Source organism: Peribacillus sp. FSL E2-0159, assembly GCF_038643155.1.
Lineage (GTDB): Bacteria > Bacillota > Bacilli > Bacillales > DSM-1321 > Peribacillus > Peribacillus simplex.
Window position 1 is genome coordinate 1,968,648 of the sequence record NZ_CP152053.1, and the last position, 19,082, is coordinate 1,987,729.

Below are 19,082 nucleotides of genomic sequence, written 5' to 3' on the forward strand. Positions count from 1 at the left end.
GCAAAAAACATGAATTATAATAACCCATTTAAATTCACTAGTATTGTTATCGGTAATTTAAAACGAAAAAAAGAAAAACTTACCTAATGGGTAAGTTTTTCGGATATAAAGTTATTTTTTATCCCTATACACATGCCTTTTTAATTTGAAAGTATCCGTATATCTAGTTTTAGAATATTAATTGTAAGTCCTCGCACACGAACCTTACGATGCATATGCTTAAAAAGAATAGGTTCATCAAAAGGTGAACTCTGCATAAAGTCAAAAACGATCTAGGTTACTTTTTTTCGTTACTTCGAGAGATAAACGCGCGCTTCATAAGGTTTTAATGTATTAGAAGAAATTTCATCACTGTTTTGATCCGCGTAGTTATTGATTAGCAGTTGTCTAGCTTCACAGCTAATGTGTTCTGGTAATTCAAAGTAGGCTGCTTCCCCTGTAAAGTTGCAAATAACAAGTAATGTTTCGTTATCTAAAGTACGTTTATACGCATAAATTTGCTCATTTTCTTTTAAAATAAGATCATATGCACCGTACACAATTACGTCATATTTTTTTCTTAACTTAATTAGTTTTTGATAGTAGTAAAAGATAGAATTCGAGTCTTCTAATGATTGTTTCACATTAATTTCTCTATAGTTTGGATTTACTTTTAACCAAGGAGTACTTGTTGTAAAACCAGCATTTTTACTATCGTCCCATTGCATAGGAGTTCTAGCGTTATCACGGCCTTTAATATAAATGGATTCCATTACTTTAGCTTTATCCTCTTGACCCTCTATAACTTTTTCACGGTACATATTCAGAATCTCAATATCCTTATAATCATCAAGACTAAATTTAACATTTGTCATACCTATTTCCTCACCTTGATAAATATAAGGCGTTCCCTGCATCATATGAAGGAATGTTCCAAGCATTTTTGCGGATTCTACTCGGTAAGATGTATCATTGCCAAAGCGAGAGACCATTCTTGGTTGATCATGGTTGTTTAAATAAAGGCTATTCCATCCTTTTCCTTCCAATCCTTTCTGCCATTTTGTCATGCATTCTTTAAGATCGTCCAGCTTTAAAGGCTTTACATCCCATTTTCCGCCTGGTCCTGAGTCTAAATCCATATGTTCGAATGTGAAAATCATATTTAGTTCAGTACCTTCACTATTCGCATACTTAGTGGCATCATCAACGGATGCCCCAGGACATTCGCCGACTGTCATCATGTCATATTTCGAAAGTACCTCACGATTCATCTCTTGTAGATACTCATGCACACGAGGACCATTCATAAAGAAATCGCCACCCCAGTCGTATCGCTTTCCGCCTGGAGTGCTGGGCAATCCTTCCGCTTTGGAAATGAGGTTAATCACATCCATTCGAAAACCATCAATGCCCTTATCAAGCCACCATATCATCATGTCATGAATTTCTTTTCTTACTGTAGGGTTTGCCCAATTTAAATCAGGCTGTTTTTTGCTAAACAGATGAAGGTAGTATTCATCTGTTTCTTTATCATATTGCCAAGCTGGACCACTAAAAACTGATGTCCAATTGTTTGGCTCTTTTCCATCTTTGCCGGGGCGCCAAATATAGTAGTCTCTGTACGGATCATCTTTTGATGATCGGGATTCAATGAACCATTTATGTTCATCTGATGAGTGATTAACAACTAGATCCATCATTAATTTCATATTGCGTGAATGTAATCCTACCAAAAGTTCATCCCAGTCATTCAGGGTACCAAACTCATCCATAATGTCTTGATAGTCACTAATATCATAGCCATTATCATCGTTTGGTGATTTGAAAACAGGTGATAGCCAAACGACATTAACTCCTAATTCATTTAAATAATCAAGTTTTGAAATAATTCCACGTAAATCTCCAATTCCGTCCCCATTACTATCCATGAAACTCCGAGGATAAATTTGATAAACAACACTTTCTTTCCACCATTTTTTCTCCAATTTCATCTTCCTTTCACTTCTAATTTGTTTCTTAATCAGTCTCATATTCCCCTTATTTAACAGCACCTTTTGTCACACCACTAATAATCCATTTTTGAGCTATGATATAAACAAGGACCATAGGGGAGAGTGCCATTAAATAGGAGGCAAATGCTAAGTTATAATTTGTTGTAAACTGTGACTGGAATACATATTGAACAAGCGGCAATGTCATCGAATCACGATCACTTAAAATAACAAGTGGTAACATAAAATCATTCCATGCCCACAAACATGTTAAAATTCCGACTGTTGCGTTTATTGGGCTTAATAATGGAAAAATAACTTTCCAAAATACTGTCCAAATACTTGCTCCATCTACATAAGCTGCTTCTTCTAATGACTTGGGAATCGAACGTATATAGCCCACATAAATAAAAATATTAAAAGCCAAACCGTATACAATATACAGAAAGATAAGTCCTGTCATATTATTTAATCCGAATAGGCTAGTTTGCTTTACAACAGGCAACATAATGATCGGAAAAGGTACAAACATCGCACTAACAAAATAGTAATAAAGCAACTTAAAGAATCGTCTATGCATATTCCGTGCAATGGCATAAGCCACCATCGAATTTGTCAGTAATGTAAGAGCAACTGTAAAAACTGTAACGATAAAGCTATTTTTAATAGATTGAAAAAAATTCGTCAGGCGAATGGCTTCAGCGAAGTTTTCCCATCTTAATGTATGAGGCAGAGACAAAAGGGATTTACTCATTTCATCTGGTGACTTGAATGCTGTCACGACTGTTAGGTAGAGGGGAAATAAGATAACCAGTGAGCAAAAAATTAGCAGTATGGTTATAGGCCAATTTACTTTTTTACTTTCCATTACATATCCACCTCACGTTTTTGAAGGAATTTAATTTGCAGGATTGATATAACCACAATTAAAATAAAGTAGATCACAGAATTTGCTGCCTGATAAGCGAACTCCCCCCCTGAGAAGCCCCCTTTATATATCAATACCGAAATGGCTTCCGTGGATTGACCTGGACCTCCATTTGTCATTGCAATAATATGGTCAAATACCATCAAAAAGTTTTTCATTGCAAGCACCATATTTATGGTGAAGAATGATGCAATAAGTGGAAATGTAATGTGTTTAAAACTTTTCCATTTTCCCGCACCATCTAAACTAGCAGCTTCGTACAATTCAGTTGGAATCGTTTGTAATCCTGCTAAATAGAGAATGGTATTAAATGCAACGGCTTGCCATACAGCCACAATCACAATTCCAACCCATGCTAAATCTGGGTTACCAAGAATATTTTGTGTTAAAGATGTGATGCCCAACTTTTCAGCAATTTGAGGGATAAAAAATGCAAATAAATAATTAAAGATAAACCCAACGATTAATACGCTTAGAATATTCGGCACGAAAAACACAGCTCTAAGTGTATTTTGAAATTTAATCTTTGCATTAAGTCCTATGGCAATTGCCAAACTAATGATATTTACGAGTAAAGTGGAAACAATGGCAAATTTAAATGTAAAGCCATAGGAAGCCAAAATACGTTGGTCTTGGAATAAATTCACATAGTTTTTTAAGCCAACAAAATTAAAATCCCCATACCCTTTATAATTTGTAAAACTATAAATCATTCCTTGAAAAACTGGAACTGTATGAAATACAAAAAATATTAAAAATGCTGGAAGCACCATCCAGTAATAGGCTTTGGATTGTTTAACCACTCGTTTTTCCCCCTTGTTATTCTCTCGCTTTGACTTTATTCCACTCATCATCCAGTTTTGAAAGGAACGGTTTGACTTCTCCTTTAATTAGAAAATCCTGTACTAAATTGGCTGCTTGCATACTAGCAGGGAAATAGTGTTCCGGAAAACTAGTGATTTTTTGTTGTACAAAATAAGGGTTTAACTCTTTTAAAGCTTCATCATTTTGTAAAACATTTTTAACTGCAGAAAAACTGTTTTGTTCTTGAATGTAATACTGTGAATTTTCCTTTTCTAATAAAAAATGAATAAACATTAACGCTTCTTTTTTATGTGGTGTATCTTTTGACATCGTTAATGCAGTATCTACACCTGATACGAGTTTGTTTTGAGATGAATCATTGGATGCAGGTAAGGGAAAGGAACCGAGTTTTATATTTGGGTTAATTGCTTTAATTGATGAGATTGCCCAGCTTCCTTGGATATACATAACTGATTCACCATTTGCAAACGCCCGATTGCCTGCATTATAGTCACGGCCAAAATTATCCTTATGACCATAATCGAGCAATGTAAGCATTTTATCTAAAGTTTCCTTGTAATGCTCTGTAAAAGTTGTTTTATTGGAATTGCGATCCTGGATAAAGTTGTCACCTTGCAAGTTTCCTGCTAAGGCATTAAATGAGACCATTGCAGTCCAAGCATCTTTATACGTAAAATAAAAAGGTAATTCTCCTTGTTTTTGAATCCGTTTTGAAACGTTAATTAGCTCATCCCATGTTTCGGGAACTTGTAACCCTAACTCTTTAAATTTATCCTTGTTATATAAAAGCATATTTGCATTCGTCGCAAAGGGAATTCCATTATCCTCATTATTCGTTCTACCTAATAAATTAAGCATATTAACATAGTCTGGTATAACTTTATTGATGGCTGAATCCTTTGAAAAATCATAAAATAATCCTTCTTCTGCAATATCGCCATACGTAGCATTGCCTCCGATCGCTAAAAGGTCTGGTACATCTTCTTTCACCAATCTCGTCCGTAATACCGTCTCGGAATCAGGAACGTTATTCTGTTCAATATCAATATTGGGGTGCAATTTTTCAAACCTTTCAATTAAATGATCAAATGTCGCTACAGCTTCCGGCTTATTTTGAAAAAATTCAATATGGATTTTTTCATCAGCTGTTGTTTGATTAGTACATCCTGTAAGTAAACTGGCTATAAATGCTGTAGTACAGAGGTAACGCCACTTATTCTTCATATACGTATCTCCTGTCTGAAAATTTCGTCTATTTTATCTATAAGTAAACGTTTACTCTAATGGAATCATCAATGATAGTAAACGTTTACGTTAAGCCGTTTATAATTGGAGTGATAATAGTGTAATCACCCCAACTTGTAACTAACCTTTATTCGCTATATGAATGGACTGTATCACGTTCAGCAATATGATGAGGATAAAGCTGGTTTATTTTTAAAGATGGATCCAATAAAAGTTGAATGGAATCTTTACCCATCTTATATAAGGGCTGCGCTACCGTCGTAAGTGGGGGAATGGCCTTCTCAGCTGTAGCTGTATTATCGTATCCTATAATGGATATACATTCCGGTACTCTAATTCCTTTTTTATATAAAAGTGATAAGGCTCCTACAGCCATTTCATCGCTTGCACAAAATACAGCTCTTACTTTTGGGTAACTTTTCAATAAATCGTCCATTCCCTCAATACCACTCTTGAAAGAAAAATCTCCATACGTGATCATTTCATTGGTCACTGTTATTCCCACGTGATTTAATGCGTCTGTAAAGCCTTTTACACGTGGAGTTGTCGAAATGATATCGCTTTTTGTTCCTGCAATCATTCCAATATGTGAATGCCCTTTTTCTACTAAATAGGTCGTGGCATCGTAAGCAGCTTGATAATCATCTACTTTAATAAAGGGAAGGGGATAGTCTGATTGTGTTGCCACTAATACAACCGGTACATTGTTTGTTTCAATCGCTTTATAGTAATCTAGCGTGATAAATTCACTGACGATAATAATTCCATCCACCCGTTTTTCATACAATGCCTGCAAGTAGTTGATCGTTCGTTTACCATCATGATTGGTTTTACATATCATTACACTGTAACCAAACTCATGAGCTTGTTCCTCAATTCCGGCTAAAACCTCACTTGCAAATAAATCAGATACATTGGGAACGAGTACACCTATCGTTTTTGTTTTGCGATTAATTAAACCTCTTGCAACGGCATTAGGTTGATAACCAAGTTCTTTGATTACCTTTTTTACTCGTTGTTGTGTTTCATCCGAGTAGCCAGGCAAATTATTTAAAATACGAGAAACAGTCGCAACGGATACATTTGCTTGCTTTGCTACATCTTTAATGGTAATCGACATGTTTCACCAACTTTCTACGTAAACGTTTTCTAAAAAACCTTAACATATAAATAAAGCGTTTTCAATACAATTTATTTCAAAATTTGAATATTCTAACTTCCGTCAAACGACTTGTTTCATATGTAAACATTTAATCCGTTAATTTCACGATTATGTGAATGAAAAATATATGAAGCATATATTTTGAAAAAAGGGTTAATAGAAGTGGATGTAGATGTAAATGAAGGTTTTCGAAAACAAATGCCCCAGATAGAAAACGAAAACATAATATGATGTGATGTTACACACATACACAATGATAAATATACAGTTGCAAATAGTTGGAGTGAAGAGAGGTTAACATAAGCGAAATCAAAAAAACATTCACAGAAAACCGAAATTACCAACACAAAATAGGCGACTATTTCTGCCATCTTAGGGGAGAGAAACAGACTAGTTGGAGATGGGAAATGAAAGAAATCATAGGAAGCACAGCCTATAAAAAGAAGAGTCTCCAGTATAGAAGATGTGTCTTTAGAAAGCCGAAGTTCGTGGATAAAAGTAAGCGCGACTTCCGAAAGTTCACGTGAGATAGTTAAAAGATTGCTAATGCTAATTGTACAGGTAAAACAACATTCTTTCAGCTAACGGGCGCGGGTTTTATTCAAGAAGGAAGAAGCATAGTTTATCCGGACTGATCATCAATCGAATAAAAAATTTTCACCTTTGAATCTAAGCCCCAGATAAGTCATTCTATCCTTTGATTTGAAGTTGCTATTTGTGCAAGAATAGTTCCCTTTTTTATAGTAATTTTTCTGTCTGTACATGCTTTTCAAGCTTAGACACTCATTTTCCATAAACACTATACAAATATACCCATAAAGGGGTGATACCACTTTTTTTTGCAGTAACAGAATATCTTATAAAATAAATAAAATTCAAAAATATCTGAAAAATCATTGAAAAGGTTTTACACATGTGCTAGTGTGTTTTTAGAAAACGTTTACGTAGAAAATTGGTGGAAATTACAATTATTGATGCAGCAAAGAAAGCCAGTTTTATCTGTTTCTGGCATTCAGAAAAGTGATTGACGAGATTGGTTATCAGGCTAAGGCTGTTGTACTAGATATATTGCTTACTGGTTCTCAAAGTATCGAAACAATTAACAAGTGAAGTTTTAACAGGAATTGATGTTGGGATGATTGCCGGAACAAAAGGAGATGTCATTTCGACAATTCCTCGTGTAAATGGATTTAAGGACGCTATAAATGATGTTGGTGTTAAGGTAACCATTCAAATGAGTACATATGGGTATTATGGTCTTCAACGTGGAATAGAAAGGGTGGTTCAAGTTTGGACTATCCAACATTTACAGCCGTATTCTGTTCAAGTGATGTAATGGCTGTTCCACAACTCACGGGCATTGACAGCCGTTATCCGCTATGAGGAAGACTACAGTACCATTAACGTAAACGTTTACGTTGTTTTTAACGACTTAATTCAGTGCAGTCCATAGAGTGATAGGTTGGCAGGCAGACCTCTAAAGCAAATACTTTAGAAAGCGGTTGGGCAGACAAATCGACAGCTTATGTATTGTGAAGTTGGAGATTTACGGATAATAATTTCAATACATCAAATCAAAATGAGAGGGAGTATTTATGATGGTAAAAGTAACTGTATGGAATGAAAATCGACATGAACAAAAAAATCCAGTTGTAAGAGAAGTCTACCCTGAAGGTATTCATGGTGCTATTGCAGCATTTTTAAAAGAAAGCGGATTTGATGCAAAAACAGCTACATTGGATGATCCCGAACACGGTTTAACAGATGCTGTATTAGAAGAAACAGATGTGCTGATTTGGTGGGGGCATTTAGCTCACGATGAAGTAGACGATGTAATTGTTAAAAAGGTAAAGCAGCGTGTATTAGATGGAATGGGCTTAATCGTATTGCATTCAGGCCATTTCTCCAAAATTTTCAAAACATTAATGGGTACAAGTTGTGATTTAAAATGGCGCGAAGCAGATGAAAAAGAGCGTCTTTGGGTAACAGATCCTAGTCATCCGATTACTGAAGGCATTTCAGAATATATCGAGCTAGAACGCGAAGAAATGTACGGGGAACATTTTGATATCCCGGCTCCAGACGAATTAGTCTTTACGAGTTGGTTCGAAGGTGGGGAAGTTTTCCGCAGTGGTTGCACATATAAACGAGGCAATGGAAAAGTCTTTTATTTTAGACCAGGCCATGAAACGTATCCAACATATCACAATAAAGATATTCAACGTGTCATTATAAATGGCGTGAAATGGGCACACCCAGTTGACAGAAAACGTCCTATATACGGAAATGCAACACCACTGGAACGAATTGAAGTGAAAAATTAAGGATATTAAAGGGGAAACTGATTATGAAAACAGTAAAAGTAGGGATTATAGGTTGTGGAAGTATCGCTCAACTTCGTCATTTACCAGAATATAAAATGAATAAAGAAGTAGAGATTGTAGCAGTTTGTGATATAAATGAACAGCGCGCCATTGAAGTTTCCAAGCAGTATGGTGCAAAAGTATATAAAAATTATGAAGAATTACTCGCAAGCGAAACGGTAGATGCAGTGAGTGTTTGTACACCAAATTATTTGCATGCGCCCATATCAATCGCAGCTTTAAACAAAGGCGTTCATGTATTGTGTGAAAAACCAATGGCTACGTCAAAAGAAGAAGCTCAGGCTATGATTCAAGCAGCAAAAGAAAGTGGCAAAAAACTTATGATCGGTCACAATCAACGCTTCGTTTCATCCCATCAAAAAGCACGTCAGCTTATTGAATGTGGTGAAATTGGAAGAATATATAGCTTCCGTACCGCATTTGGTCATGGAGGACCTGAGCAATGGAGTGTTGACGGTAAAGAGAGTTGGTTCTTTAAAAAGAATGAAGCGTTTATTGGAGCCATGGGAGATTTAGGTGTGCATAAAACAGATTTACTTCGTTACATTCTTGGTGAAGAAATCGTTGAAATAGGTGCATTTGTGCAAACGAACGCTAAAGATTTTGCTAATGTCGATGACAACGCAGTATGTGTGTTAAAAACAGAAAGTGGAATTATTGGAACGCTCGCATCTAGTTGGGCGTACGTGGGTCAAGAAGATAACTCCACGATTATTTACGGTGAGAAAGGAATTCTTCGTTTAGAAGATCATCCAACGTATTCCTTAATCGTTCAATACGCAACAGGTGAGGTTGCAAATTATGAGCTTGGCAAAATTCAATCAAACGATGAGGGCGGCCAAGACAACTCACATGTGATTGAACAATTCGTAAATGCTATCGTAGAGGATAAAGAGCCAGCCGTTTCAGGAGAGGAAGGGGCAAAATCTCTATCTGTTATTCTAGCCGCTATTGAATCTCATGAAACCAAACAAATTGTAAGTACCTTTTTAGCGATAAAAGAGCCAGCAGTTTAAAATCTGCTTTATAAAAATATCTTACCATATTAAGAATTTGGGATCTATAGGAGGAAAACAACGTGAAATTGGGTGTATTTACTGTTCTATTTGCAAACTATTCATTTGAAGACATGCTAGATAAAGTGCAAACAGCTGGGTTACATACCGTGGAAATTGGGACAGGCTGCTATCCAGGAAACCATCATTGCCCGTTAGATGAATTATTAGAAGATGCGAATGCGAGAGAAAGCTATAAAAAGAAAGTAGCGGATCGTGGATTGACGATTAGTGCATTTAGTTGTCACGGAAATCCTATCTCACCAGAAGAAGGGTTTGCAAAAGAATCCAATGAAACCTTACGTAAAACGATTAAGCTGGCCTCTTTACTTGATGTACCTGTTGTCAACTGCTTTTCAGGAACAGCTGGTGATCACGAGGGGGCTAAATACCCAAACTGGCCGGTTACTCCATGGCCAAATGAATATGGTGAGATCTTAACTTGGCAATGGGAACAAAAGCTCATTCCTTATTGGAAAGAGGTAGGAGAGTATGCAAAAGAGAATAACGTGAAAATCGGATTAGAATTGCACGGAGGATTTTTAGTTCATACACCTTATACCTTGTTAAAACTTCGAGAACAAACATGTGATGCAATTGGAGCGAATTTAGATCCAAGTCACTTATGGTGGCAAGGAATTAATCCAGTGGCAGCCATTAAGATTTTAGCCAAAGAAAATGCCATTCATCATTTTCATGCCAAAGATACTTATTTAGATCAAGAAAATATTAATATGTTTGGGTTAACCGATATGCAACCATATGGAGAAGTTCGCTCGCGGGCATGGACGTTCCGTTCAGTTGGTTGTGGACATAGTTTAAAAGAATGGTCAGATATGATGAGTGCATTACGCACATACGGGTATGATTATGTGGTAAGTATCGAGCATGAAGATGCGATCATGTCTATTGATGAGGGATTCGAACGTGCAGTGACAAACTTACAAACGGTTTTAATTGAGGAATCACCTTCACAGATGTGGTGGGCATAACAAGTTAATTTTATTGAAAGATCGTTGTGGTATGAATCTACTTGATCCATATCACAATATTTTTTCAAAATCAAATTATCATAAAATTCTAGTCTATTACAAATTAAAAAATCTGTTTCAAGAAGGAGAAAACAATGGCCGAGTTAAGTTTAAATCATATTTATAAAATCTACGATAAAAACGTAACAGCAGTGAAAGATTTTAACCTTCAGATTGAAGATAAAGAATTTATTGTCTTTGTTGGTCCATCTGGTTGTGGTAAGTCAACTACTCTTCGCATGATTGCAGGACTTGAAGAGATTTCAAAAGGCGATTTTTTTATCGATGGTAAACGTGTCAACGACGTGGCACCAAAAGACCGAGATATTGCAATGGTCTTCCAAAACTATGCTTTATATCCCCATATGAGCGTCTATGACAATATGGCATTCGGTCTGAAATTACGTAAATTCGCGAAAGAGGAAATTGATCGTCGTGTACAAGAGGCTGCCCATATCCTTGGTCTAGAGCAATACTTACAGCGTAAACCAAAGGCCCTTTCGGGTGGGCAACGTCAACGTGTTGCTTTAGGTCGTGCAATCGTTCGTGATGCAAAAGTATTTTTAATGGATGAACCTTTGTCCAATTTGGATGCAAAACTGCGTGTCCAAATGCGTTCGGAAATTGCTAAACTACATCAACGCTTACAAACCACCACAATTTATGTAACGCATGATCAAACAGAAGCGATGACCATGGCAACTCGTCTTGTTGTTATGAAAGATGGAATTGTTCAACAAGTGGGTGCACCAAAAGAAGTATATGACGAACCTGCAAATGTATTTGTTGGCGGGTTCATTGGTTCTCCTGCGATGAACTTCTTTACTGGTACCTTAAAAGAGGGTATCTTCCATATCGGACCGGTACGTATTGAGGTGCCAGAGGGAAAAATGAAAGGATTACGTGAGCAAGGATATATAGGTGAACAAATAATTTTAGGTGTACGTCCAGAAGATTTTCATGATGAGCTGATTTTCGTTGATGCCTCACCGAATACAACAATAAATATTAAAGTGGAAGTGGCAGAATTAATGGGTGCTGAAATAATGGTTTATTCACAAATTAATGATCAGAACTTTGTTTCGCGCGTGGATGCTCGTACAGAAGTGAAAGCAGGTCAACAAATGAAATTAGCTATAGACATGAACAAGGTACACTTCTTTGATAGTAAAACGGATACTCGTATTCCACTTCCTATGAAAACACATAAAAGAAGAGAAGCTGGTGTCTTATAACAGATGTATGAACTACGAGAAATAAGTTTTTTAATTTCAATTAAAAATATAGATAAATTAGTAAGGGTAGAGTGAGGATTAATGGTAGAAAAAAATTGACGTACTTCTTCGTCATGGACTCCAATCTCGATCTGGTGCTGAAATTTGTAGGAAAAGCATCATCTTTTAACAGTGCCATTAATATTGTGAAAAAGGAAAAAAGGTAGTTGAGAAAAGTAATATCGGGGGAATGGCCCTGACAGTTAGACATGGCAAAGGAGTTTAAATTTACTGCAGATGGAGACGATGAACAAAGGGCTATCGTAGCTCTAGAAAAATTTCTATTGAACAAGGAAAGATAGGAGTTAAACTTCTTAATTACTATATAAAAAAGTAAAGCTGTATAGTCGATAGCTAGTACAAGATTAACGAATTTAATCTTAACTTGCCGTAAGGTGAAGGCATACAGTTCCTTGCCAACTTGAATGAAAAAGGGTGAGTATTGATGGATGAAAAATGGTTAGTGGGTGCAGATATAGGCGGTACAACTATTAAAATGGCATTTATCAATCAAAATGGTGAGATTATATATAAATGGGAAATTCCTACCAATATAAATGAAAAAGGGAAAAATATTCCTAAGGAGATGGCTAAATCAATAGATCAAACATTAAGTGAGTTGGGGCAAGAAAAACAGAAGTTAATTGGTATTGGGGTTGGAGCACCCGGTCCTGTTAACTTGGGGAATGGTTCTATTGATGTCGCAGTTAACTTAGGGTGGAATAACTTTCCTTTGAAGGATCTTCTTGAAATGGGAACATCTTTGCAAGTCATAGTTGATAATGACGCAAATGCAGCAGCCATTGGGGAGATGTGGAAAGGTGCTGGACAAGGGTCAAAAGATTTATTATGTATCACCTTGGGAACGGGCGTTGGTGGTGGAATTATTTCCAATGGGCAAATTGTACATGGAATAAATGGGGCAGGTGGCGAAATAGGGCATATTACCTCTCTCGTAGAGGATGGGGCACCTTGTAATTGTGGGAAAACGGGATGTATTGAAACCATAGCATCTGCCACAGGTATTGTTCGTTTAGCGATTGAAGAATTATCTTTTACCGAGACACCAAGTAGACTGAGGGATTTTTACAATGAACATCAAATATTATCATCTGAGCTAGTATTTGAAGTAGCGAATGAGGGTGATGAATTAGCTAATAGAGTGATTGGGAAAGTTACCCTTTATTTAGGATTAGCATTAGCTCAACTTGCGAATGGTTTAAATCCTGAGAAAATTATCATTGGTGGAGGAGTTTCCAAAGCAGGGGATGCACTGTTAGTACCTTTAAAAGAGCAATTTACTCGTTTTGCTTTTCCAAGAGTATTGCAAGGAGTGGAGTTAGCCAATGCCACGTTAGGAAATGATGCAGGAATTATGGGAGGCGCTTGGTTGGTGAAAAAAAGATTACTAAACAGGAATGGAAATACACCTTTATATTTGTGATAGCACAATGAAAAGGTATAAGAATCAGAAAATAATAAATAATAATTTTATTTTTTACTATTTAAAGAGCATCGGTATTTTCAAAGTGCTCTTTTTTAATTTCAGCACAAAACTTATATTCTACAAGGGGATACAATGTAAATGACGAAATGGGTAGGGAAGACTAAAGATAAGAACACTCTGGCCATTCATCAAGCCACTAACGAAAAACAAGGTAACCTACTTTATAAAATGACATTATCCTTAGTTGACAATATTTATACAAGAAGAAACCGAGAAACGAAAAATTACTTGAAAGATGAGATCATATATAACCAAGGATAAAATAGTCTTGGTCCTACGAATGTATGACAGTAAGGAATAACTCCATTAAAGGAATTATTTCATAGGTTTTTTTATACAGAGCTATTCAGAAACGGACCCTATAAACAACATAAGGAGCATACACTTTGCTCCTGTGTTCCCCATCATCTCTCTACTTATCTGCTACTTTGCGGTCTGTGACAGCAACCCTGTGACTAGGGCAATACGCACATCAATTGCAACCTGTTCTTCAAAGGGAATCCCCTTTTATTGTAGGGAAAGTAATGATTTAATGCTGACTTTATTGCTTTTATTTTTAACAGCAAATAACTGGATATCTGATATGAATTCGTGTAATCTACAAAAGTATGTTTTTTTCCAAATCGTAAAGGGGGACCATAATTGAGTTCAACAAAAAGTAAACAGACAACAATTGTTGCCCTTTTGCTTGCGGGTACATTTATTGCGATCTTGAATCAAACATTAATGATAACCGCGATTCCTCCTGTAATGGAGGAAATGAATATTACGGCAAATAGTGCACAGTGGCTAACTACCGTTTTTATGCTGGTTAATGGGATCATGATCCCGGTTAGCGCGTTTTTATTGGAGCGCTTTACCACCAGACAGCTCTTCCTTTCAGCCATGGGGATTTTTGCTATTGGTACATTGGTTGCGGGGCTAGCTCCTAATTTTGGAATGCTGCTGCTAGGAAGGATGATCCAGTCGAGCGGAGCCGGAATTATGCTCCCGTTAATGCAAACAGTCTTCCTAATGATTTTCCCTGTTCATAAACGGGGTGCAGCTATGGGACTTGTCGGTCTGGTCATTTCCTTCGCGCCGGCTATTGGGCCCGCTTTATCGGGCTGGGTTACGGAGACCTACTCATGGAGGGTGTTATTCTTTATCATTCTTCCAATTGCTATTATTGATATCATAGTTGCGTTCTTCGCTTTAAAAAATGTAACAGAAGTTACACGGCCAAAAGTGGATGTGCTTTCGATTGTTTTATCTTCCATAGGTTTCGGTGGATTATTGTATGGATTTACAGCTGCAGGTAATTATGGCTGGACAGACGGGAGTACCATCATATCCCTAGGCATTGGAACAATTTCACTTGTTTGGTTTATCAAAAGGCAATTGCGATTGAAGCATCCAATGCTGGAGTTCCGTGTGTTCACGTATTCATTATTCCCGCTTGCTATTATTATTGGAGCCATTACTTTTATGGGTCTGATAGGTGCCGAAACACTCATCCCGCTATTTATGCAAAACATGCGAGGATTTACTGCGTTTGAAGCTGGATTAGCGATACTCCCTGGAGCACTTATTACCGGGGTAATGTCCCCGTTCATTGGACGTATTTTTGACCGGATTGGGGCCAGGTGGTTGGTTATTGGCGGATTACTCCTCATAACCGCTTCCTCCTTTACTTTTATGGATGTTGGTCCTTCGACAAGTTTTACATTTATAATGGTAATGTACAGTATTCGGATGTTCGGATTAGCCATGGTTATGATGCCTGTTTCAACGGCCGCCTTAAACCAGCTACCTAAACGGTTAATCGCCCATGGAGCAGCAATGGATAATACGATGAAAATGATTGCCGCATCTGTAGGTACTGCAATACTTGTTACTGTGATGACATCAGCTACCGAAAATGCTCAGCAGCGTCCCGAGATAGTACATCCTGATATGTATGGCGCGCAAATCTCATTTATTGTCATCGCTGTACTTTCGTTAATTAGCTTCCTCATTTCTTTTAAAATAAAGGATCAAAAATCAGCAGGAAAAGAGTTCGGAGAGAAGAATTAAAGATCTGAAAGTAGCAAAGATGTAATATGAGATGAACCTTACACAAAAGGAAATAGCAGAAAAACTCAGCTATTCAAGACCATCGATTAGCCGGATTTTTGAAATTTCAGGTTGATAATGTTTCCACTTGAATAAAATTTGCTTTTCGATACTAATCAAGCACCTTTTTTAGAGTAATAGTATCATGTCCTAGATTTAGAGATTAATTGCAATTTTATTGAAATTTTTTGAACCAGAACCTTATAATGTATATATTGATTTAAAAGTGGAATTACCTTAGAATAAAAAGAAAAGATTACCTTTTTAGGATATCGGATCTTTCCAACTTTAGCAAATAGTGGAAGGGTTCAATGAAAGGCATTGTCGTTAGCAGTTTCCTTTACGGGCTGCTAACGACAATGCCTTTTTATTTAACTAAACCTAAATATAAGAAAGACAAAACATTTCGAATAAAATGAATGAGTGTTTCCGATATTTATTTGAATAGTTTGAGGTAAATTCAATGAACTTGGAGGTGCTATAAAATGGAGTTTGTTACAAGTGTAAACTCGTTAGTCAACATTAAAGTAATTGGTATTGGGGGCGGAGGAAATAACGCCGTTAACCGTATGATCGAGCATGGAGTTAAAGGAGTAGAATTTATTGCTGTTAATACAGATGCACAAGCTCTTAATTTATCAAAAGCAGAGATCAAAATACAAATCGGTGCAAAATTGACAAGAGGTTTAGGATCAGGGGCAAATCCAGAAGTAGGTAAAAAAGCAGTTAAAGAAAGCAAAGAGCAGATCCAAGAAGCAATAAAAGGTACAGACATGGTATTCGTTACAGCCGGAATGGGCGGAGGTATAGGAACGGGTGCTGCCCCTGCTATTGCTCAACTTGCCCGTGAGCTTGACATACTAACCATTGGCGTTGTAACACTTCCGTTTGCGTTTGAGGGCCATAAGCGTGCAAAACAAGCAGCAGGCGGAATCGCCTCAATGAAGAAAGCAGTGGACACATTAATTGTTATTCCAAACGATCGCTTATTGGAGATTCTACATAAAAATACACCCATGCTTGAAGCATTTCGTGAAGCGGATAATGTTCTTCGCCAAAGTATCCAAGGTATATCGGATTTAATTGCTGTACCAGGTTTAATCAATATTGATTTTGCTGACGTGAAAACAATAATGTCCAATAAAGGGTCTGCTTTAATAGGCATTGGCAGAGCAACAGGTAAACATCGCGCTGTGGAAGCTGCAAAGAAAGCCATTTCCAGTCCGTTACTTAACACTTCCATCAACGGAGCACAAGGTGTGTTAATGAAACTCACGGGCGCCAATATAAGTTTATATGAAGTACAAGAGGCAGCAAATATTGTTACTTCTGAGGCAGACTCTGAGCTAAATATGATTTTCGGTTCTGTTATTAATGAAAACTTAAAAGATGAAATTATAGTAATTATCATTGCTACTGGCTTGAATGATCAGGAGGTTCCATCATTAAAAATGTCTGCCCGCCCTTCAATAGCCGAAATGGAAAAACCACTGTCACTAGAGTTCTGATGCAAAAATTTCACGAAGGGAGCCGTTTAGACAGGTGCATTTGTTTGAATAAGGCATTAAAAAAGGAGACCACAACATATGTTAACAGTCGAAAATTATATTGATTCTATTAAAGCTAACCTTGAGAAACATTCAGCTTTGTTAGTAGATAACCTTAAAAATATCATTACATACAACTATTTCTCTGAAATAGATTTGTTGGATTTTACCGCATTTATTGAGCCTACAAATTTTGAAATTTCAATAAGGATGTTCTCTATGGATAGAGAAGCTAACGAAGTTTACTATGAAGGTAATGACACAACAGTTTTTGCAGGTAGTGTTGATGTAGTTACTGATGTTACATACTATCAGTTAAACGACAATTCATTGGATGATTTTATTGATAATTTTTACGAAGAAAACTATCCAGCAATATACGAGTTAGAACAAATAGCGTTTACAGATTGGTTTAGTCAATGTTGGAAAAAATCAGGTGCAGATATATTGAATTTACCATCATTTTTTGTTTTCCAGGATGATACTAAATCATATGAGTTAAAAAATAATCAATGGATTGATGATGAAGAAAAATGGTCATAAAAAATGATGAAGAATGCCTATATATAGGCATTCTTTTTTATTTATCGAAATATCAACATTAACGATTATTTTACCCATTTCCTTCTTATTTGTGATTGTATGTGTGATTATGTTTATAATGGACTGACAACTTATTCTTTTCCTTTATTTGTAGGATGAAACAGAAGAGTCATTTTTACTGAAGCAGAAAATTGTATCTTAAGGATTAAAAGACACTCATGATTTTAAAAGAGTGTTTTTTTGTGCTGTAATCCAGAAAATTATCTAAATTTTCCAAAATTATAATTGACCATACCAGGACAGCTGATTTAGAATTGATGTGTATATGAAATTATGTTTTGTATATAAAACTAAAATAAGGGGGAATAGTGATATCTTTGGATGGTCAATTTTCAATTGAACTAAAAATTGATTTAGGAGGGTAAGTAATATGTTTAAGAATAAATTGGCGTTCGTTCTGCTTTGTTTGGTGTTAATAGTAACTGCATGCGGTCCAAGTGACGAAACAACTACGGAAAATAAAGGGGATTCAGGAGGAAAAAAAGCGATTAAGCTTACTTTTACGGAACCTGCACGGTTATTGTCAGTTGCCCCTTTATATGTAGCCATTGAGCAAGGATTTTTTGAAGAAGAAGGAATAGAAGCTGAGATTGTGTCTGGTGGTGGAGGAGCACAAGTAATTGCTTCTGTATTATCAGGTGAAGCTCAGTTTGCGGTCTCAGGTCCTCGAAGTATGTTTACTCCTCTTGACAAAGGTGAAGATTTATTGGCGATTCAATCTTTAAATTCAGCGCTAACCTATCAAATTTCTCTCTCTAAACAATATCAAAAGAAAAAGAGTGTTTCTAAAGACTCATCATTTGAAGATAGAGTTGCTTCATTAAGTGGCGCAACTATTGGTACAAACCTTGTTGGCGATTCTGGAGATGTATACACTCGTTATTTAATGCAATTACATGGTGTGGATCCTGATACTCTTAAAACCGTTAAATTGGCAGGTGATGGTTCGAAGATTGGCGGTATGCAGGAGGGGATTGTTGACGGGGGGATAGCATCACCACCAATGGGTTTACAAGCGGAAAGTAAAGATGTTGGTGAAATTGTAATCAATACAAGTGAAGAGCCAATGTATGGGAATATGGTCTGGGAAGCTGTTTTTGCTAAAAAAGAATACTTAGAAGAAAATCACGAAACATCTTTGAAAGTAGTTCGGGCAATTGGGAAAGGTATGGAATTTACACGCAATAATCCAAGAGAGGCAGCGGAATCAATCGTATCTTATTTTGATGGAATTGATGTTGATATTCTAGAGGAATCTATAATCGGATTGAAAGACACTTTTAAAGGCTATGGAGAAATGAATCAAGAAGCTTGGGATAATGCCCAGGATCCATTAGTTGAATTTGGCAAGTTATCAGGCGTTTCTACTAAACAGGATACAACTGAAGATGTTATTTGGACAAATAGTTATATAGAAGAAGCTTTTAAAAAATAAATAGAATAGATGGGAGATGATA

At 36.5% G+C, this 19,082-nt stretch carries 15 protein-coding genes; 10 read left to right on the forward strand and 5 right to left on the reverse strand.

Annotated features, from left to right (window positions below):
- Positions 1 to 290 precede the first annotated feature (290 nt).
- From NYE63_RS09760 to NYE63_RS09780, 5 genes are all read right to left on the reverse strand, one after another.
- Positions 291 to 1,964 carry an alpha-glucosidase gene (locus tag NYE63_RS09760; protein WP_342604962.1) on the reverse strand — a complete coding sequence of 558 codons (1,674 nt, stop codon included), beginning with the start codon at positions 1,962 to 1,964 and terminating at the stop codon, positions 291 to 293.
- 52 nt (positions 1,965 to 2,016) lie between these two features.
- Complete coding sequence (locus NYE63_RS09765) at positions 2,017 to 2,838, reverse strand: carbohydrate ABC transporter permease (protein ID WP_063234577.1); 822 nt, start codon at positions 2,836 to 2,838, stop codon at positions 2,017 to 2,019.
- Positions 2,838 to 3,671: a sugar ABC transporter permease gene (locus NYE63_RS09770; RefSeq protein WP_230162282.1), complete on the reverse strand. Its 834-nt coding sequence runs from the start codon at positions 3,669 to 3,671 to the stop codon at positions 2,838 to 2,840. The genes NYE63_RS09765 and NYE63_RS09770 overlap by 1 nt, the downstream gene beginning before the upstream one ends.
- A 46-nt stretch (positions 3,672 to 3,717) precedes the next feature.
- Complete coding sequence (locus tag NYE63_RS09775; protein WP_342604963.1) at positions 3,718 to 4,947, reverse strand: extracellular solute-binding protein; 1,230 nt, start codon at positions 4,945 to 4,947, stop codon at positions 3,718 to 3,720.
- Positions 4,948 to 5,095: 148 nt separating this feature from the next.
- A complete protein-coding gene (locus tag NYE63_RS09780) occupies positions 5,096 to 6,088 on the reverse strand; it encodes a LacI family DNA-binding transcriptional regulator (protein ID WP_342604964.1) in 993 nt (330 codons plus the stop codon).
- Positions 6,089 to 7,728: 1,640 nt separating this feature from the next.
- On the opposite strand from NYE63_RS09780, the gene NYE63_RS09785 reads away from it, so the two are divergent.
- The 10 genes from NYE63_RS09785 to NYE63_RS09830 all read left to right on the forward strand — a co-directional run bounded on the left by NYE63_RS09785 (position 7,729) and on the right by NYE63_RS09830 (position 19,060).
- Positions 7,729 to 8,454, forward strand: coding sequence for a ThuA domain-containing protein (locus NYE63_RS09785; RefSeq protein ID WP_342604965.1), 726 nt, complete (start codon positions 7,729 to 7,731; stop codon positions 8,452 to 8,454).
- A 23-nt stretch (positions 8,455 to 8,477) separates the two neighbouring features.
- Positions 8,478 to 9,530 (forward strand): Gfo/Idh/MocA family oxidoreductase, encoded by a 1,053-nt coding sequence (locus NYE63_RS09790; RefSeq protein WP_342604966.1) that lies wholly within the window; start codon positions 8,478 to 8,480, stop codon positions 9,528 to 9,530.
- Positions 9,531 to 9,592: 62 nt separating this feature from the next.
- Positions 9,593 to 10,561: a sugar phosphate isomerase/epimerase gene (locus tag NYE63_RS09795; protein WP_342604967.1), complete on the forward strand. Its 969-nt coding sequence runs from the start codon at positions 9,593 to 9,595 to the stop codon at positions 10,559 to 10,561.
- 134 nt (positions 10,562 to 10,695) lie between these two features.
- Entirely contained in the window at positions 10,696 to 11,835 is a 1,140-nt protein-coding gene (gene ugpC / locus NYE63_RS09800) for a sn-glycerol-3-phosphate ABC transporter ATP-binding protein UgpC (RefSeq protein WP_342604968.1), read from the forward strand.
- A gap of 484 nt (positions 11,836 to 12,319) precedes the next feature.
- Positions 12,320 to 13,318 (forward strand): ROK family glucokinase, encoded by a 999-nt coding sequence (locus tag NYE63_RS09805; RefSeq protein WP_342604969.1) that lies wholly within the window; start codon positions 12,320 to 12,322, stop codon positions 13,316 to 13,318.
- Between the two features lie 141 nt (positions 13,319 to 13,459).
- Positions 13,460 to 13,642: a hypothetical protein gene (locus NYE63_RS09810; protein WP_133345271.1), complete on the forward strand. Its 183-nt coding sequence runs from the start codon at positions 13,460 to 13,462 to the stop codon at positions 13,640 to 13,642.
- Between the two features lie 381 nt (positions 13,643 to 14,023).
- Complete coding sequence (locus NYE63_RS09815) at positions 14,024 to 15,436, forward strand: DHA2 family efflux MFS transporter permease subunit (RefSeq protein WP_342604970.1); 1,413 nt, start codon at positions 14,024 to 14,026, stop codon at positions 15,434 to 15,436.
- Positions 15,437 to 15,960: 524 nt separating this feature from the next.
- The gene (gene ftsZ, locus NYE63_RS09820) at positions 15,961 to 16,983 is read left to right on the forward strand and encodes a cell division protein FtsZ (protein ID WP_342604971.1); all 1,023 of its coding nucleotides are present in this window, start codon (positions 15,961 to 15,963) and stop codon (positions 16,981 to 16,983) included.
- 78 nt (positions 16,984 to 17,061) lie between these two features.
- On the forward strand, positions 17,062 to 17,565 hold the full coding sequence (locus tag NYE63_RS09825) for a hypothetical protein (protein WP_342604972.1): 504 nt from the start codon (positions 17,062 to 17,064) through the stop codon (positions 17,563 to 17,565).
- A gap of 430 nt (positions 17,566 to 17,995) precedes the next feature.
- The gene (locus NYE63_RS09830; RefSeq protein WP_342604973.1) at positions 17,996 to 19,060 is read left to right on the forward strand and encodes an ABC transporter substrate-binding protein; all 1,065 of its coding nucleotides are present in this window, start codon (positions 17,996 to 17,998) and stop codon (positions 19,058 to 19,060) included.
- The last annotated feature ends 22 nt before the right edge of the window (positions 19,061 to 19,082 follow it).

What these genes read in the sequence shown, in the direction of transcription:
- NYE63_RS09765 (WP_063234577.1), bottom strand. Translation starts at nt 2,838, where the DNA reads ATGGAAAGTAAAAAAGTAAATTGGCCTATAACCATACTGCTAATTTTT.
- NYE63_RS09770 (WP_230162282.1), bottom strand. Translation starts at nt 3,671, where the DNA reads ATGGTGCTTCCAGCATTTTTAATATTTTTTGTATTTCATACAGTTCCA.
- NYE63_RS09775 (WP_342604963.1), bottom strand. Translation starts at nt 4,947, where the DNA reads ATGAAGAATAAGTGGCGTTACCTCTGTACTACAGCATTTATAGCCAGT.
- NYE63_RS09780 (WP_342604964.1), bottom strand. Translation starts at nt 6,088, where the DNA reads ATGTCGATTACCATTAAAGATGTAGCAAAGCAAGCAAATGTATCCGTT.
- NYE63_RS09785 (WP_342604965.1), top strand. Translation starts at nt 7,729, where the DNA reads ATGGTAAAAGTAACTGTATGGAATGAAAATCGACATGAACAAAAAAAT.
- NYE63_RS09790 (WP_342604966.1), top strand. Translation starts at nt 8,478, where the DNA reads ATGAAAACAGTAAAAGTAGGGATTATAGGTTGTGGAAGTATCGCTCAA.
- ugpC (WP_342604968.1), top strand. Translation starts at nt 10,696, where the DNA reads ATGGCCGAGTTAAGTTTAAATCATATTTATAAAATCTACGATAAAAAC.
- NYE63_RS09805 (WP_342604969.1), top strand. Translation starts at nt 12,320, where the DNA reads ATGGATGAAAAATGGTTAGTGGGTGCAGATATAGGCGGTACAACTATT.
- NYE63_RS09810 (WP_133345271.1), top strand. Translation starts at nt 13,460, where the DNA reads ATGACGAAATGGGTAGGGAAGACTAAAGATAAGAACACTCTGGCCATT.
- ftsZ (WP_342604971.1), top strand. Translation starts at nt 15,961, where the DNA reads ATGGAGTTTGTTACAAGTGTAAACTCGTTAGTCAACATTAAAGTAATT.
- NYE63_RS09825 (WP_342604972.1), top strand. Translation starts at nt 17,062, where the DNA reads ATGTTAACAGTCGAAAATTATATTGATTCTATTAAAGCTAACCTTGAG.
- NYE63_RS09830 (WP_342604973.1), top strand. Translation starts at nt 17,996, where the DNA reads ATGTTTAAGAATAAATTGGCGTTCGTTCTGCTTTGTTTGGTGTTAATA.